The sequence below is a fragment of the Amycolatopsis cynarae genome (assembly GCF_026802195.1).
Classification (GTDB): Bacteria; Actinomycetota; Actinomycetes; order Mycobacteriales; family Pseudonocardiaceae; genus Amycolatopsis_E; species Amycolatopsis_E rhizosphaerae.
Genome location: NZ_CP113836.1, coordinates 2,209,944 through 2,224,325, shown reverse-complemented (window position 1 = coordinate 2,224,325; position 14,382 = coordinate 2,209,944). Strand labels below are relative to the sequence as shown.

13 protein-coding genes are annotated in these 14,382 nt (G+C 70.2%); 4 read left to right on the top strand and 9 right to left on the bottom strand.

Translation table 11 applies throughout. The features are described 5' to 3' along the window. The first annotated feature begins 1 nt into the window (after position 1). Entirely contained in the window at positions 2-1,453 is a 1,452-nt protein-coding gene (locus ORV05_RS10505) for an FAD-dependent monooxygenase (protein ID WP_268758265.1), read from the top strand. A gap of 18 nt (positions 1,454-1,471) precedes the next feature. Here the strand turns inward: ORV05_RS10505 and ORV05_RS10500 are convergent, their stop codons facing one another. From ORV05_RS10500 to ORV05_RS10490, 3 genes are all read right to left on the bottom strand, one after another. Beyond that, positions 1,472-3,019: an MFS transporter gene (locus tag ORV05_RS10500; protein WP_268758264.1), complete on the bottom strand. Its 1,548-nt coding sequence runs from the start codon at positions 3,017-3,019 to the stop codon at positions 1,472-1,474. 103 nt (positions 3,020-3,122) lie between these two features. After that, positions 3,123-3,266, bottom strand: coding sequence for a hypothetical protein (locus ORV05_RS10495; RefSeq protein ID WP_268758263.1), 144 nt, complete (start codon positions 3,264-3,266; stop codon positions 3,123-3,125). A 222-nt stretch (positions 3,267-3,488) separates the two neighbouring features. Then, entirely contained in the window at positions 3,489-4,220 is a 732-nt protein-coding gene (locus ORV05_RS10490; protein ID WP_268758262.1) for a TetR family transcriptional regulator, read from the bottom strand. A 99-nt stretch (positions 4,221-4,319) separates the two neighbouring features. On the opposite strand from ORV05_RS10490, the gene ORV05_RS10485 reads away from it, so the two are divergent. Next, the gene (locus ORV05_RS10485; protein ID WP_144586728.1) at positions 4,320-4,778 is read left to right on the top strand and encodes a hypothetical protein; all 459 of its coding nucleotides are present in this window, start codon (positions 4,320-4,322) and stop codon (positions 4,776-4,778) included. Positions 4,779-5,020: 242 nt separating this feature from the next. Next, entirely contained in the window at positions 5,021-5,713 is a 693-nt protein-coding gene (locus ORV05_RS10480) for a DUF4232 domain-containing protein (RefSeq protein WP_268758261.1), read from the top strand. Between the two features lie 66 nt (positions 5,714-5,779). On the opposite strand, the gene ORV05_RS10475 is transcribed toward ORV05_RS10480, so the two are convergent. Next, entirely contained in the window at positions 5,780-6,745 is a 966-nt protein-coding gene (locus ORV05_RS10475) for an alpha/beta hydrolase family protein (RefSeq protein ID WP_268758260.1), read from the bottom strand. 101 nt (positions 6,746-6,846) lie between these two features. On the opposite strand from ORV05_RS10475, the gene ORV05_RS10470 reads away from it, so the two are divergent. After that, positions 6,847-7,692, top strand: coding sequence for a helix-turn-helix transcriptional regulator (locus ORV05_RS10470; protein WP_268758259.1), 846 nt, complete (start codon positions 6,847-6,849; stop codon positions 7,690-7,692). Positions 7,693-7,735: 43 nt separating this feature from the next. Here the strand turns inward: ORV05_RS10470 and glnA are convergent, their stop codons facing one another. The 5 genes from glnA to ORV05_RS10445 all read right to left on the bottom strand — a co-directional run bounded on the left by glnA (position 7,736) and on the right by ORV05_RS10445 (position 14,286). Beyond that, the gene (gene glnA, locus ORV05_RS10465; RefSeq protein WP_268758258.1) at positions 7,736-9,160 is read right to left on the bottom strand and encodes a type I glutamate--ammonia ligase; all 1,425 of its coding nucleotides are present in this window, start codon (positions 9,158-9,160) and stop codon (positions 7,736-7,738) included. A gap of 206 nt (positions 9,161-9,366) precedes the next feature. Next, the gene (locus ORV05_RS10460) at positions 9,367-11,001 is read right to left on the bottom strand and encodes a hypothetical protein (RefSeq protein WP_268758257.1); all 1,635 of its coding nucleotides are present in this window, start codon (positions 10,999-11,001) and stop codon (positions 9,367-9,369) included. A gap of 191 nt (positions 11,002-11,192) precedes the next feature. Next, on the bottom strand, positions 11,193-11,582 hold the full coding sequence (locus ORV05_RS10455) for a hypothetical protein (RefSeq protein WP_268758256.1): 390 nt from the start codon (positions 11,580-11,582) through the stop codon (positions 11,193-11,195). Beyond that, complete coding sequence (locus tag ORV05_RS10450) at positions 11,579-13,564, bottom strand: hypothetical protein (RefSeq protein ID WP_268758255.1); 1,986 nt, start codon at positions 13,562-13,564, stop codon at positions 11,579-11,581. Before ORV05_RS10450 ends, ORV05_RS10455 begins: the two co-directional genes overlap by 4 nt. Continuing rightward, positions 13,561-14,286, bottom strand: coding sequence for a toll/interleukin-1 receptor domain-containing protein (locus ORV05_RS10445; protein ID WP_268758254.1), 726 nt, complete (start codon positions 14,284-14,286; stop codon positions 13,561-13,563). The genes ORV05_RS10450 and ORV05_RS10445 overlap by 4 nt, the downstream gene beginning before the upstream one ends. Positions 14,287-14,382: the final 96 nt, after the last annotated feature.

The following is a 14,382-nucleotide window of genomic DNA, read 5'->3' as shown; positions in this document are numbered from 1 at the left end:
CATGATCGACGTCGTCATCGCGGGCGCCGGACCCAACGGCCTGATGCTCGCCTGCGAGCTCGCCCTGGCCGGCATCCGCCCGCTGGTACTGGAACGGCGCACCGAACCCGCGACCGAACTGCGGGCGAACGGCCTGGTGGGACAGGTCGTGCCCCTGCTCGACCGGCGCGGCCTGTACGAACGGCTGGCCGGCCCCGGCACCACCCCCGAACCGTCGCCCGGTTACGTGTTCGGGGCCTTCCCGCTCGACCTGCACGACCTCCCGGACAACCCGCTCCACACCCTGCCGGTTCCCCAGCGCCGCATCGAAGAGATGCTCGCCGCGCGCGCAGCCGAACTGGACGTCGAAATCCTGCGCGGCCACGAGGTCACCGGTCTGGTCCAGGGCGGGAAATCGGTGACGATCGAGGTGCGCGACCGGCCGCCGGTCGAGGCGGCGTTCCTGGTCGGCGCGGACGGGGGCCACAGCGTGGTCCGCAAGCTCGCCGGAATCGGCTTCCCCGGCGTCACCACCGACGATTCGGTGTCGCTCTCCGGGAACGTGAGCGTGCCGGCCGGCAGCGTGGCCGCGGACGGCGGGCTCGTCGTGCCCGGATTCGGTGTCGTGCCGCCGTTCCGTCACCTGCGCACCGAGCACGGCATGATCGCCTGGGCACCGTTCCCGGACCGCACTCCCCTGTTCAGCACGACGGAGTGGGGGCGGCCCGCCGAGGGCGAGGCCTCACTGGAGGAACTGCGCGCCAGCGCGGCCCGCGTGCTCGGCACGGAGGTACCGCTCGGGCCGCCCTCCGGTCCCGGACCGCACCTGATGCGACGTTTGTCCGGCGGAAACACGCGGATCGCCGAGAAGTACCGGGACGAACGCGTGTTCCTGCTCGGGGACGCCGCCCACGTGCACTCCGCCATCGGCGGCCCCGGGCTCAACCTGGGCCTGCAGGACGCGGTGAACCTCGGCTGGAAACTGGCCGCGGAACTGCGCGGCCACGCCCCGGACGGGCTGCTGGACAGCTACGAGGCGGAACGCCGCCCCGTGGCGCGCCGCGTCGCGATGCACACGCAGGCCCAGTCATTGCTGATCCGCCCGGGCGGCGACGTCACGGCACTGCGCGAACTGTTCGGCGAACTGCTCACCCTGCTCCCGGCGAGGCAGCACATCGCGAACCTGCTCGCGGGCTCCGACCTCGTCTACGAGATGGGTGCGGCCGACGGAGCGCTGGTCGGCCGATGGGCGCCGGACCTGCCGGGCCTGCGCGAGCTGACCCGGTCCGGGCGCCCGCTCCTGCTGGACCCCACCGGCACCCTCGACCCCGGTCCCTGGGCCCCGCACGTCGACACCGTGACCGTCGCCGGGCTGGATTCCGCCCTCCTGCTCCGCCCCGACTGCTACGTCGCCTGGCAGGGCACCACCGGTGAGGGCCTGCACGAAGCCCTCGCCACCTGGATCAAGGTGTGACCCCGAAAGCTCGGCGGGTCAACCCGCGAGATCCCGCAGAGGTGCTCGCCGGATGTACACAATGGACAGAACGGCACCGGTCACGCACACCGCGGCGGTGACGGCCATCGCGGTGTGCAGACCCGTGACGAAGGCCCGGTGACTCCCGCCGATCACGGCGTCCCGTACCGCCGGGCTCATGGCGGGGGTGACCGGCGCGAAGCCTTGGGACACGGCGCTTTCCGCCCCGGCCAGTTCGCGCGGGAGGACGGCGCTCACCCGGCTCGCCAGCACGGAGGCGAGGACCGAGGTGCCCAGCGCCCCGCCCAGGTGCAGTGCCGTGGCCTGCAGCCCGCCCGCGACGCCGGCGTCGGCGATCGGTGCGTTGCCGACGACGGCCTCCGACGCCGCTGCCATCACCATGCCGACCCCGAGGCCCAGCAGGACGAACCCCGGCCACATCGACCCGAAGGACGAACCGGTGTCCAGCCAGAGCAGGTCCGCGGCGGCACCGGCCTGCAGCGCCATGCCGAGCGGCATGGTCAGCCGGGGGCCGAACCGCTCGGTGAGCCGCGCGCCGATCAGCGGGGAGACGACGTTGGCGAGGCTGAGCGGAAGGGTGTAGACGCCCGCCATCACCGCGCTGTAGCCGCGGACGTTCTGCAGGTACAGCATCAGCAGGAAGATCACGCCGAGCAGGACGAAGAAGTTCAGCGCGACGATGGTCGCGCCGACCGTCAGCACCGGGCTGCGGAACAGCCGCATCGGCAGGAGCGGGTCGGGATGCCGCTTCTGGGAGAAGCCGAACGCCGCCAGGACGAGCGCGCCGAGCAGCAGGCAGCCCAGCGTCGCGGCCGAACCCCAGCCCCAGCTTTCGCCCTTGACCACCCCGAACACCAGGACGAGCATGCCGGCCGCCAGCAGCGCCACCCCGCGGACGTCGAACCGCCGGGCGCCGTCGCCTGCCTTGCTCCGCGGCAGCACGCACGCGCCGAAGACCAGTCCGGCCAGGCCGATCGGGCCGTTGACGAAGAACACCCATTCCCAGCTCGCGTGCTCGACCAGCAGTCCCCCGACGATCGGACCGAGTGCGGTGGACACCGACGAGGTCGTCGCCCAGATTCCCACCGCCATCCCGAACTTCCGCGGCGGGAACACCGCGCGGATCAGGCCGAGGGTGTTGGGCATCATGAGCGCGCCGAAGGCACCTTGCAGCGCACGGAACACGATGACGCCTTCGATGGAACCGGCGAGCCCGATGGCGATGGAGGCCGCGGTGAAACCCGCGATCCCGATCAGGAAGAAGGTGCGCCGCCCGAACCGGTCCCCGAGCTTGCCGCCCAGGATGAGCATCGCCGCGAGGGCGAGGAGATAGGCGTTGGTGACCCACTGGAGCTGAGCCAGTGAAGCGTTGAGGTCGGCACTGAGATAGGGGTTGGCGATGGCGACGACACTGCCGTCGAGGCCGATCATGAACAGCCCGAAGGCCACGGAAGCCAGTGTGAGCCAGGGGTTCGCTCGGGCTCCCCTTCGGGACGGCGCGGCGGTCTGCGCCTGCGACAGTCCATCGGCAGGAGTGATTCCCATGTATTTCCTTGTGATGTCTCGATGAGGGGTGGCCGATCCGGCTCACGAAGGGAGCACACGGATCGAAAAGTCAAGCAGCGGAAGGAATTCCGCAGAGGGGCGATCAGCGGCCCGGATACTCGATCCCCAGCCGCCGCTCCACCGCGCACACCAGCACGGGCAGCGGCGCGCCCGGCCGCCCCGCCACCGCGGCGAAGTCGACGGGCTCGGCTGCCACGTCGGTCGCGGCACGGGCAGGTAACGGCACCCGGCGATATTAGTTATGAAAACAGAGACAAAGCATGCCGAATGTGACACTTGGCTCAGTGGTAGCGAGGCAGTCGCCGATGGGGAATCGGCGCGCTTCGACTGAGGGACGCGGACCCTGAAGGCGGCCTTGAGGGCACCCGAACAGGGCCGTGAGGGGTCCCCTCACGGGAAGCGCGCTCGGGCACCACGACAGCGCACTAATTTACGGCACGCCGTGCCGTTACGGACGCAGCTCGCGCAGGGCGGCGCCGAGCTGCCGGACCACTTCGGACGATGCGGCGGAGGTGCGCAGCACCGCGACCACGGTGTCCTCCCCGTCGAGACTCCGCCGCGGCCCGCCCGGCGGGAACGCCTCGATCACGAGGTCGAAGGCCTCCTTGGCGTAGGCGCGCACGTCCTGCCTGCCGCCGCTGCGCAGCCACCTCCGCAGCACGTGGTTGTGCGCGGCGGCGACCGCGGCGGCGGCCACGGAGGCGCGCAGGTCCGGCAGCGGCTCGCCGTCGGCCTCGAACCGGCCCCGCAGGTACCGCGCGAACACCCGCTGGTACCGGTCGACGCTGGCGACTTCCCTGTCACGGAGCGAAGAAACCGTCCGCGTCAGCGCGTACCGCTTGAGCGAGACGTCCGGGTCGGCCAGGTAGAAGTCGAGCACAAGGCCGACCGCCTCACAGGTCACCTCGATCGCGTTGCGTGTCGTGTCGGCGGCGGCGAGGGCCTCTTCGATGTCCCGGAGCACCTCGTCGTGGTCCGGGAAGATCGCGTCGTCCTTGGAGCGGAAGTACCGGAAGAACGTGCGCCTGCCGACCCCGGCGGCGGAGGCGATGTCGTCGACGGTGGTCGCCTCGTAACCCTGCTCGTGGAACAGGTCGATGGCCGCCACGGTGAGGGAATGGCGGAGACGGCGACGGCCGGCCACAGTCCGGCCCGGACGGCGACGGGTCTCGTCGGACATGCGAAAACCCTAACAGGTCCTCTTGCTAACGGCACGCAGTGCCTTTACAGTAGGAGGGCGAGCGGCCAATGAAGTGCCGCGCCGCGGAAGGAACCTGCCATGCGCCTCGAACAGAACCCGATGCCCGCGACCGCGGCGCCCCGTTGGGACTACCGAGGGACCTTCGGCTGGCCCGTGCGCTGGCACAACGACGGCCTCACCCTGGTGACCGGTTCCGGCATCACCGCGGTCGCCATCCCCAAGGCGATGGCCGGGCCCGTGCTGGCAGCCCTCGCACGCCAGGGCTGCTCCGGTCCCGCGCTGAGCCTGCCGACCAAGCAGGGCATGGTCGCGATCCTGCTCGCCGAGGCCGACATGCTCGCCTCGGTCGGCGAAACCCTGCCGCCGGAGGTCAAGATCCTCACCGCGGGCACCGCGATCCCGCTGCCCAACGAGCGCCGCCCCGACGACCTGGCCCACTGGCTCGTCGCCCCGGACACCCACCAGCGCTGGCTTCCCAGCCTCGCCGCCGTGCTCGCCAGCATCCGTTCGGTCCGGCACCTCCTGCCGACTTCGTAGCCACACACCGCTCCACTGATCGAAACGGCCGTGAGGGACCCCCTCACGGCCGTTTTGTGTCCCACGCTCACGCGCTTGTGTCCCACTCGGCCGGTGTCGGCAGCCCGGCCGCTTTTTCACGGCGTTGCCCGACGGTGATGTGCATCACGCCCACGCACCGCTTTCGCGGTCCCGCCCGTCTCCGTGGGCAAGTACCAAAGCTCATCGACAAATGCACAAGCACCATTTGGGGGGCACTGATTATGAACATCAGCACGAAACCGATCCGGCGGGGCGCGATGGCGGTTGCCGCGGTGTCGGTGGTGGGTGCGCTGGGGGCGTGCTCGACCGGCCAGCCGGGCAACGCCACGCCGGTGCCGCAGGGCGCCGTTGTCACCGGGGACAGCGTCAGCGCGACACCGGACAACGGAACTCGCCAGGGTACGGACACCACGAGTGCCACGAACGCCAAAGGCACTGACGGCAGGGGCGTCGCCACCGCGGGCGGCCACCCGAACTGCACGGCCCTGAAGGTGACGCAGTCGTCGCCGGACCTGGTCAATGGCACCAACACGCAGTGGAAGCTCCCGATCATCCTGACCAACCAGAGCAGCGCTCCCTGCACCGTGCAGGGTTTCCCCGGGGTCCGCCTCGAAGGTGAGGACGGCACCAGCTGGGATCTGGTCCGTGCCGGCGGAACCGGCGCCCCAGTGCTGCTCGGCCCCGGCGAGCACGCCACTGCCGACCTCACCTACCTCACCGCCAGCGCCGTCGTCCCTGGTAACGATTCCGGCGCCCATTCCGGCTGGCACGTCGCCCACGTGGCGGTGACTCCTCCCAACAGCACCAACACCCAGACCATGCCGTGGGCCGACAGCCTCGACCTGGTCAAGCAGGACTCCGCCACCCACCCCGGGACCTACATCGGCCCGGTCCACCCCGCCACCGCCGGATGACGACCGTCGCGCTGACCTGCGCCTTTGTGGTGGTTACCGGGCGTTGCCGGTGGTCATTCTTCGCGGCTACTTGATGCGCACACTTGCGAGTGATGGGTTGTTGCGAATGGTGCCGGTGGCCTGTTGCCACGCCGGGTCACCGGCATCGAGAGCCGATCGCAGGTAGGCCCACGTCATGCGCTGGGTGACCGCGAGCCGTTCGGGGTCTTCGTCGTCGGTCTCGGCGAGGCTGTAGCCCATGATGCCGCCGAGGTGGTGCTTCGCACCGGGGAGGGTCAGCAGGGCGTCGGCGCCGGGGCTGAGGTGGTAGGGCTCGGCGTGCCAGTCGGCGCCGCGGGTGGTGGCGGCGGGGTTGTCGTCCTGGTCGCCGTAGACGACCAGGGTCCGCGTGGTCAGGTGGGAGAAGTCGGTTTCCAGCTCGGGGTACCGCTCGCGCATGGTGCCGGTCATGCCCTCGGCACTGCCGGTCGAGGCGAGCAGCACACCGGCGCTGATGCGGGGGTCAAGCAGGTCGAGGACGGTGCCGCTGGCCGGATCGGTCGCCCGCGCGCCGAGCAGCGCGCTGACGGTGTTACCGCCCGCGGAGTGACCGACGGCGGCGACGCGCGCCGGGTCAAGCCGTCCGGCGACCACCGGTGCCTGGGCCTCGATGGCGTGCAGATTGTCGAGGATGAGTCCGAAGTCGTCGATCCGTGATCGCCAGAACAGCGGGTAGCCGGGAGCGTTCTTGTCCAGGCCGAGTCCGCCGCTGGGGGAACTCAGATGGGTCGGTTGGATGACGGCGAATCCGTGGCTCGCGTAGAAGTCGACGAGGGGCGAGTAGCCGTCCTTGGACTTCAGATAGTGCGAGCTGCCGCCACCGTGGGACAGGAGCACGATCGGCAGGGCGTCGCCCCGCAGGGGGGCCGTGACCCGCAGTTCCAGCGGGAGGCCGCGGTCGGGCGCCGGCAGGGTGACCGGGTTGACCGAGACGGTGGGCACTGCTTGCGGGACGGGGATGCGCCGGGCGAGCTGGACGTAGTTGTTGGTCACGGCCCTACCGTGCGGCTGATCGTCGTGGTCTGCCAGGGCTGGTCCATCCAGGACCGATCCGGTCCTGGATGCGGCCGCATAGGCGGGGACATACTGATGCGGTGATCGACCGGCCCGGACTCGCCGAATTCCTGCGTCGGCGGCGTGCGGGGCTCTCGCCCTCGGACGTCGGCCTGCCGGAAACGTCGCGTCGCCGGACGCCCGGCCTGCGCCGCGAAGAGGTCGCCGTACTGGCCGGCGTGTCGAGCGACTTCTACGCGCGCCTGGAACAGGCGCGCGGCTCCGACCCGTCGGAGTCGGTCGTGGCCGCGCTCGCTCGCGCATTGCGGTGCACCCCGGATGAAAAGGACCATCTCTTCCGCCTCGCCGGTGTGCCGATTCCGCCGCGGCAGGTCGGTCGCCATATCGGCCCGGGACTGCGTCAACTTGCCGTGCACCTGGATGGCCTGCCGACGTGCGTCTACAACGATCTCGGCGAGGTGCTCCACACCAACGCGCTCGATGACGCTCTGCACTGCCGTGGCCGGCTTCGCCCTGGCCGGGAAAGCAATGTCTACTGGCGTTGGTTCACCCGCCCAGCGTCCCGTGATCGCGTTCCGGAAGCAGATCGGGACCGCCTGTCGAGGGCTCACGTCAGCGACCTCCGCGCCACCTACTCCCGCCGGGCCGAAGACGATCGGATCACCGAGCTGGTCAACGACCTCGCTGCGAACAGTGCGGAGTTCCGGATTCTGTGGGACCGGCACGATGTGGCCGTCCGAGGCACCGATCTGAAGAATATCCAGCACCCCACGGTCGGGCTGGTCCGGCTGCGTTGCCAGGTGCTCGTGACGCCCGAGACCGGTATCCGGATGCGAGTTCTCCTGCCGCTGGAGGGCACGGATGCCGCCGACAAGCTTGAGCTGCTACGCGTAATCGGCACGCAGCAGTTTTTCGAGGCGGAGTGAACACGCTGGTCACGCGTTTTACCAGGCCGAACCCGATTTCACCTCACACGTCGTAGTACAGGGCGAACTCGTACGGGTGGGGCCGCAGACGCAGCGGATCGATTTCGTGCTCACGTTTGAAATCGATCCAGGTCTCGATCACGTCGGGGGTGAACACGTCGCCGGCGAGCAGGAACTCGTGGTCGGACTCCAGCCGGTCGATCACGGCCTCCAGCGAGGCGGGCACCTGTGCCACACCCCGTGCCTCCTCGGGCGGGAGTTCGTAGAGGTCCTTGTCGATCGGCGCGGGCGGTTCCAGTTTGTTCTTGACGCCGTCCAGCCCGGCCATCAGCATCGCGGCGAACGCGAGGTACGGATTGCCGGACGAGTCCGGGCAGCGGAACTCGATCCGCTTGGCCTTCGGCGAGGAACCGGTGACCGGGATGCGCACGCACGCCGACCGGTTGCGCTGCGAGTAGACCAGGTTGATCGGGGCCTCGAACCCGGGGACAAGGCGGTGGTAGGAGTTCACCGTCGGGTTGGTGAACGCGAGCAGGCTCGGCGCGTGGTGCAGGATCCCGCCCACGTAGTGGCGGCCGAGATCGGACAGGCCCCCGTAGCCGGTCTCGTCGTAGAACAGCGGGCCGTTCTCGTCCCACAGCGACTGGTGGCAGTGCATTCCCGAGCCGTTGTCGTTGTAGAGCGGCTTGGGCATGAACGTGACGCTCTTCCCGTTCTCCCACGCGGTGTTCTTGATGATGTACTTGAACAACTGAAGGTCGTCGGCGGCGTGGAGCAGGGTGTTGAACCGGTAGTTGATCTCGGCCTGGCCGCCGCTGCCGACCTCGTGGTGCCCCTTCTCCACGTCGATGTCCACGGCGGCCAGGTTGAGCGCCATCTGGTCCCGCAGATCGGCGAAGTGGTCCCGTGGCGAGACCGGGAAGTAACCGGCCTTGAAGGGGGTCTTGTAGCCGCGGTTGCCGCCTTCCTCCTCGCGCCCGGTGTTCCACCAGCCCTCCACCGAATCGACCTCGTGGAACGCGCCGTTTTCGGTGTTGGCGAACCGCACCGTGTCGAAGATGTAGAACTCCGCTTCCGGGCCGAAATACGCGCGGTCGGCGATGGTGGATTCGCTGATGTACTGCTCGGCCTTGCGGGCGATGTTGCGCGGGTCGCGGCTGTAGGGCGCCTGGGTGAACGGGTCGTGCACGAAGAAGTTCATCATCAGCGTCTTCTCGGCGCGGAACGGGTCGAGCCGCGCCGTGTACGGATCCGGGAGCAGCAGCATGTCCGATTCGTGGATGGACTGGAAGCCCCGCACGGACGAGCCGTCGAAGGCGAGCCCCTCCTCGAACGCCGCGGCGTCGAAGGCCTCCGCCGGAATGGTGAAGTGCTGCATCACGCCGGGCAGATCGCAGAACCGGACATCGACGAACCGGACTTCCTGTTCGGCGAGGAACCGCTGAACCTCGTCGGCGTTGGTGAACATCGGCGTTCGCTCCTTCCTGAACGGACGCCTGAGGGCCGGTGCCAGGCGAGGTCGAACCCAACGGTCCACTCACCCGGCGAGCCACACCGCCGGGCGTGCCGTCCTCGGCGGCACGAGGTTTTCAGTGCGTTCGACGCTATCAGGGCGGCGAGGGCGCAACCAATCGGTGAACGGGCGCCCCCACCCACTGCGGGCGAAGACGCGTTTCAGAGCGCCGAACGATCCTCGCCGATGTATCCAATGTAGACATTCCCGGTACGGCTGGTGTCGTCCAGGAACTGCAGCCGCACCCCGGACTCCCCGCCGAGCCGGATGTGGGCGGGGAAGAACGCCCAGCCGGAATCGTCGACGGTCTTGGGAACCGGGTAGGTGCGGCGGCGCCGGTAGACGGGATGCTGCGCCAGATCCGGCGGCTCCTTCAGCTTGATGCTGGCCTCGCCGATCAGCGCGCCCTCCTGCCCGGACGACACGAACTGCAGCAGGTTGCGCAACTCCGGCCCCAGCCGCCGTCTCTGGGCGTGTGCGGTGGCCTTGGCGTGGGCGTACACCTGGAGCGTGCACAGCGCGCGCCACGCCTCCCGCCGCAGCAGCGCGGCCCGCGGATGGGAGTCCAGCGCCCCCGCCTCGTCCGGGTCCGCGCCGATCACCAGCAGCTTCAACCGGCTGCGGGCGGCGCTGATCAGCTCGCCGAAGCTGCCGAACGCGTCGCTGGTGACGGGACGGTTCCCCGCCGCGTGGCGCGGCGGGGCCGGGGGCATGCCCTGGCGCGGAAACCGGGCGTGCTCGGAAGTGGGCGCGACGGCGACCGGCTGGGGGCGGTGGTGCCGCCCGCCCGGCGGAAGCGGCGCGGGCGCGGCCGGTCCCCGCTGCGCGTCGAGGGCGCGCCGCAACCCGGCGATGGTCTCCTGCGCCTGGGCCAGTTCCGTCCGCAACCGGGCGTTCTCCTCGGCCAGCAGGCGTTCCCGTTCGATCCAACCCGGCTCCGGCGGCGCCGAACGCGGCTGGGGCGGTTCGCTGTGTTCCCGGACGCCTGCCCCGGCCGCGGCGGCCGCCGGGGCCCGTTCGATCCAGGCGGCGATGTCCTTCTCACCGGCCCAGACCGGCAGCGGAGCGTCCTGCCGGGCGGCCAGCACCCGGCGCACCATCGTGGCCAGCCCGGACTTGGTGAGGTGGCTGGTCTGGAGAACATCGGCGGGGACGGTGTCGCAGACTGCGGGGAACAGCCTCGCCCCGCGCTCCGGCACGGGGGTTTCCCGGCAGTGGTGGTTCAGCGCGGTGCGGGCGCTCTCGTCGATGATCACGCAGGTCAGCAGGCCGGGCCAGCCGAACTGCGGCAACATCACCGACGGGTCGTTGGCCACGTCGGTCACCGCCTCGACGGTGACGACGGCCAGCCCGGCACTACGGTCGGGATGCCGCAGCCTCGCGGCGGTCTGCGCGCCCCACGCCTCGGTGTCCGCTCCGCTGGAGCCGACGTGGTTGTCCGGGGCGATCAGCATCGGCACACCGGCCGGATCGCTGCACACGCCCACCTCCGGCAGGCCCAGCCGCGTCACGGGAGAGGACGAACTGGGCTGCCACGCCCGGTCCGACAGGGCCAGCAGCCGCCACCGGAGCCTGCCGCCCCCGTCCTCCGGCTCGTCGAGCACCAGCAACGCCCGGACCTGAGCGCGGCCCTCCACCCAGGTGGCCTCCAGCAGTACCCGGTCCGGCACCGGCGAACTCAGCTCGCCGATCTGCACGGGCTCGGCGGACTCGCCCAGCAGCACTTCGCGGGCATGCCCCAGCGCTCCCGCTCCGCCCGGCACAGCCAGCACACCGTGCTGCCACAGTGAGTACACCCGTGATCACCACTCCCCCGACATCGGTCTCCCGGCATCGTCACGCCACACACCCAACACCGCCGCACTGGGGTGCGATGTCCGGAAAGCCACCATACCCACCGGCGCGCGCCTGCCCGCGCTTCGGTGGCCGGAGTCCCACCGCGTCAATGCGGGGCTGGGGCGAGCCGTGAACAAGTACGGGCTCGGCGTCACCCCTGGGGTTCGAGAGGGCGTGCCCGTGTCCCGGCGGGAGGGCCCTCCGGCAGGCGGACGGGAGTGCTCGGCGGGGCGTCGAACCTCCGCAGTACCTCGCGCGCGATCTCCGGTTTGCCCGCCGCCTCGAGGAACTGGGCGATCCGGCGCGCGGTCAGGTCGCGCACGTTGTTGCCCTGGTAGAGGCCGATCTTGTCCAGCAGTGCGCCGACGTGATCGGCCGCCGACGGGTTCGCGTGCCTGAGTTTCCGGTAGATCCCGGCCGTCACGAGCACGAACACCGGCGCGGTCACCCAGGCGGGCCAGGCGAGCAGCCAGCCCAGCGCGAGCGGGAGCACCGCCGCGACGGCCAGGCCGGACAGCAGGATCCCGTTTTCCTTGCTCATCGAACAGCCTCCTCGGTCTCACGCGGCAGGACGAAGTCAGCGGGCTCGATCCCCTGTGCCCGGTCGATCAGCCGGGCCAGCCGGGCGGCCACCTCGGGGCCGCCGTGCTCGTGGAGGCTCCAGTTCCGGGCGACCACGTGGAGGTCCCCGAGCAGGGTGACATCGCGGTCCGCCGCTTCGACCAGGATCGCCAGCAGTCGGTCCGGCGCCGGGCTCGCCGCGGCGGCCGAGAGCCACCGGGGCACCGCGGCCCAGATCAGATCCGGTTGCACAACCATCCCCACTCGCCAACCGGTCACCACAGACGACCTCAGCGAGGCGTCCGTGACCAGTGCCTGGCCCCGAGCACCGTCGTAACCGGCGTGCAAGGGCACGGCCACGTCCAGGAACAACGCGACGTCGGCGCGCTGCCACCTCCCCGGCTGCTGCATCTTCTCCGTGAGCCTGGAGAGCCATCGCCGCAACAGCATCCGGTCGCGCCCGGTGAGCTGCCACAGCGCCCGCCGCGCGGAGGGCCGCCCGGAACCGTCCTCGCGCCGCGCCCGGTGGTGCAGCCGCACCAGGGCCTGGTCGGGGAAGTCCGGCGCGATCACCTCCGTGCACACCTCGACGACCAACTGGCCCAGATCGGCCGGGAGCGCCTCGTCGCACGACCAGTCGTACACCAGCCGCCGGAACCGCCAGCCGTGCCGCTCGTCCCGTAGTCCGGTCAGCAGCGCCTGCACGCCCAGTTCCACCAGGTACTTCGGTTCGTTCTGCTTCGGCCTCACCCAGCCGGTGACCAGGGTCACCACGGGGTCGGGGGTGCCGGCCCGGAACGACTGTTCCACAAAGCGTTCGACGATCCGCTTCCGGTCCCGCGGCATCAACTGGGGCAGGCGGACGATCTCGTCGGCCCAATCCCGAAAACGCTCGCGCAGATCGGGGTAGTTATCCCAGAAATGGCTCCGCACGGCGCGGTCGTAGGCGTACCGGCCGAAGCGGGCCGCGTCGTCCTCGCCGAGTTCGACCCCGAGGACGTCCAGATTGGCGTGATGGCCGTCCTGCTCCAGCCGCGACGCCGACTCACCGACCTTGAGCAGCCGGAGCAGGTGGTCGGACGCGAAGAACACCGCATCGGCCGACGCGCCTTCGCACATCGCCGCCGCGAGGAGCACCGCCCGCATCCGGCCGGAGGAGTACTTCCGCATCTGGTCGGAAACCTCGCCGCCGCGGTCCACGGCGGAGACGGCTTCGTCGAGCCACGCCCGCACTCCCCCCGGAGTGCCGCGATCGCGGGCCTGCACCACCATGCGTGCCAGTTCGGCGATGTCCCGCATCGGCGCGGCCAGGTGGGCCACCAGCGGCTTGGCACCGAGGTCCCGCTCCCCTGGAGAGATGCTGGCCGACTCGAGGTGCCTGCGCAGCACCACGGCGCCGTCGGGCCTGCCGATCCGCACGACGAACTCGGACAGCTCGCCGTCGATCTGGTGCTCGCGCCGGTCGGGAACCACGACCACGAGGTACGCGTCGCGTTGCCGGAGCACCGTCCGGAACGCGGGCAGTTCCCGTTGACGGCAGCGGAAGGCCTCGTCGGTGCTGGCGGAAAGGTCGAGCAGGAGCCGGTGCCCGGAGTCGGGGTGAACCTCACTCAACTTCTCACGGGGATCGTGGGCTTCGTCGTCCAGCATGGTGAACGGGCTGCCCGGTGCGGCCGACTCGCTCAGCAGCATCTTCCCCGCGGTACGCCTGCCGCTGCCCGGTTGCCCGGTGAGCAGCACCATCCGGGACTCCTGCAGGCGGGCGCGGGCGAGCCCCAGGCCGGGTGGTGCGAGGAAGCGCGGCCTCAGCCAGCGAAGGTCCTCCGCGGGCACCAGCCGGGGTTCCCGGGCCTGCCGGGCCACGATCTCGGACATCTCGGAGATGTTGACGACCACCGAGTGGTAGTACTGCTGCTGGGCGCCGTCGTGCGGCGGCACCGGAACGCCGGGTGTTTCGGTCACCGCTGTTCTTCCCGCTGCTCCGCGCCGATGTTCTGGTGAATGCCGCCCGAGTTGTCGCCGCCGACATAGCCGGTCACGGGCCCTTGGAAAACGGGCCCGGCGTACTGGGGACCGGTGTATCCGTTGTTGATCACGATTCCGCCGACCGAACCGCCGTGGATGTCGCGCGCCTGGACCAGACCACCGTGCACGGTGCCGGTGTTGGAGTTGTACACACTCCCCGGCTCCGGCGCGGCCTTCTCGGCGGTCGAGTCCACCAGACCCGGGACGAGGTCGGCGAGCGCGGCCGCGATCGTGTTCAGATCGGCTTCGGTGTTCCTGGTGGAGAAGCGAAGGAACTGGTGATCGGCGAGCCGGGACAGCTCGGCGGGCAGCGCGGCGGGAGTCAGGGGCTGGGCCTTGTCGCACAGGATCGGGATGACGCGGACACCGTGGTCGAGCGCGTTGACGATTTCCCGGCGAGTCCAGTCCTCCTCGTTGTCCAGCGCCCGGTTTCCCTTTCTATCGAGGGCGTCCAGCCACTTTTCGCCGATGATGACGAGCAGGACGCGGGCGCCGGCGGAGGCGGTGTTCAGCGCGATCCGGTAGTCGTCTCCCGGCCGGATCGACTTGCTGTCACGGAAAACGCTGTTCGTCCCGAAGCGACGCGACAGCTCCCGTTCGAGGAGGGCGGCGGCCTGTTCGCCGTCCCCGGTCCGGTAGTTGACGAAGATTTCCGGCACGACGATTCCTCCTGATCTCCGGTTACTGGCACCGGAGATTATGGCGAAGAAAACGTCCCCTCCGCCCCGGAAACCGGAGGTTTCCCGTTTCCTCCT

Coding starts and splice junctions, on each gene's coding strand:
- ORV05_RS10505 (WP_268758265.1), top strand. CDS start 2: ATGATCGACGTCGTCATCGCGGGCGCCGGACCCAACGGCCTGATGCTC.
- ORV05_RS10500 (WP_268758264.1), bottom strand. CDS start 3,019: ATGGGAATCACTCCTGCCGATGGACTGTCGCAGGCGCAGACCGCCGCG.
- ORV05_RS10490 (WP_268758262.1), bottom strand. CDS start 4,220: ATGTCCGACGAGACCCGTCGCCGTCCGGGCCGGACTGTGGCCGGCCGT.
- ORV05_RS10485 (WP_144586728.1), top strand. CDS start 4,320: ATGCGCCTCGAACAGAACCCGATGCCCGCGACCGCGGCGCCCCGTTGG.
- ORV05_RS10480 (WP_268758261.1), top strand. CDS start 5,021: ATGAACATCAGCACGAAACCGATCCGGCGGGGCGCGATGGCGGTTGCC.
- glnA (WP_268758258.1), bottom strand. CDS start 9,160: ATGTTCACCAACGCCGACGAGGTTCAGCGGTTCCTCGCCGAACAGGAA.
- ORV05_RS10455 (WP_268758256.1), bottom strand. CDS start 11,582: ATGAGCAAGGAAAACGGGATCCTGCTGTCCGGCCTGGCCGTCGCGGCG.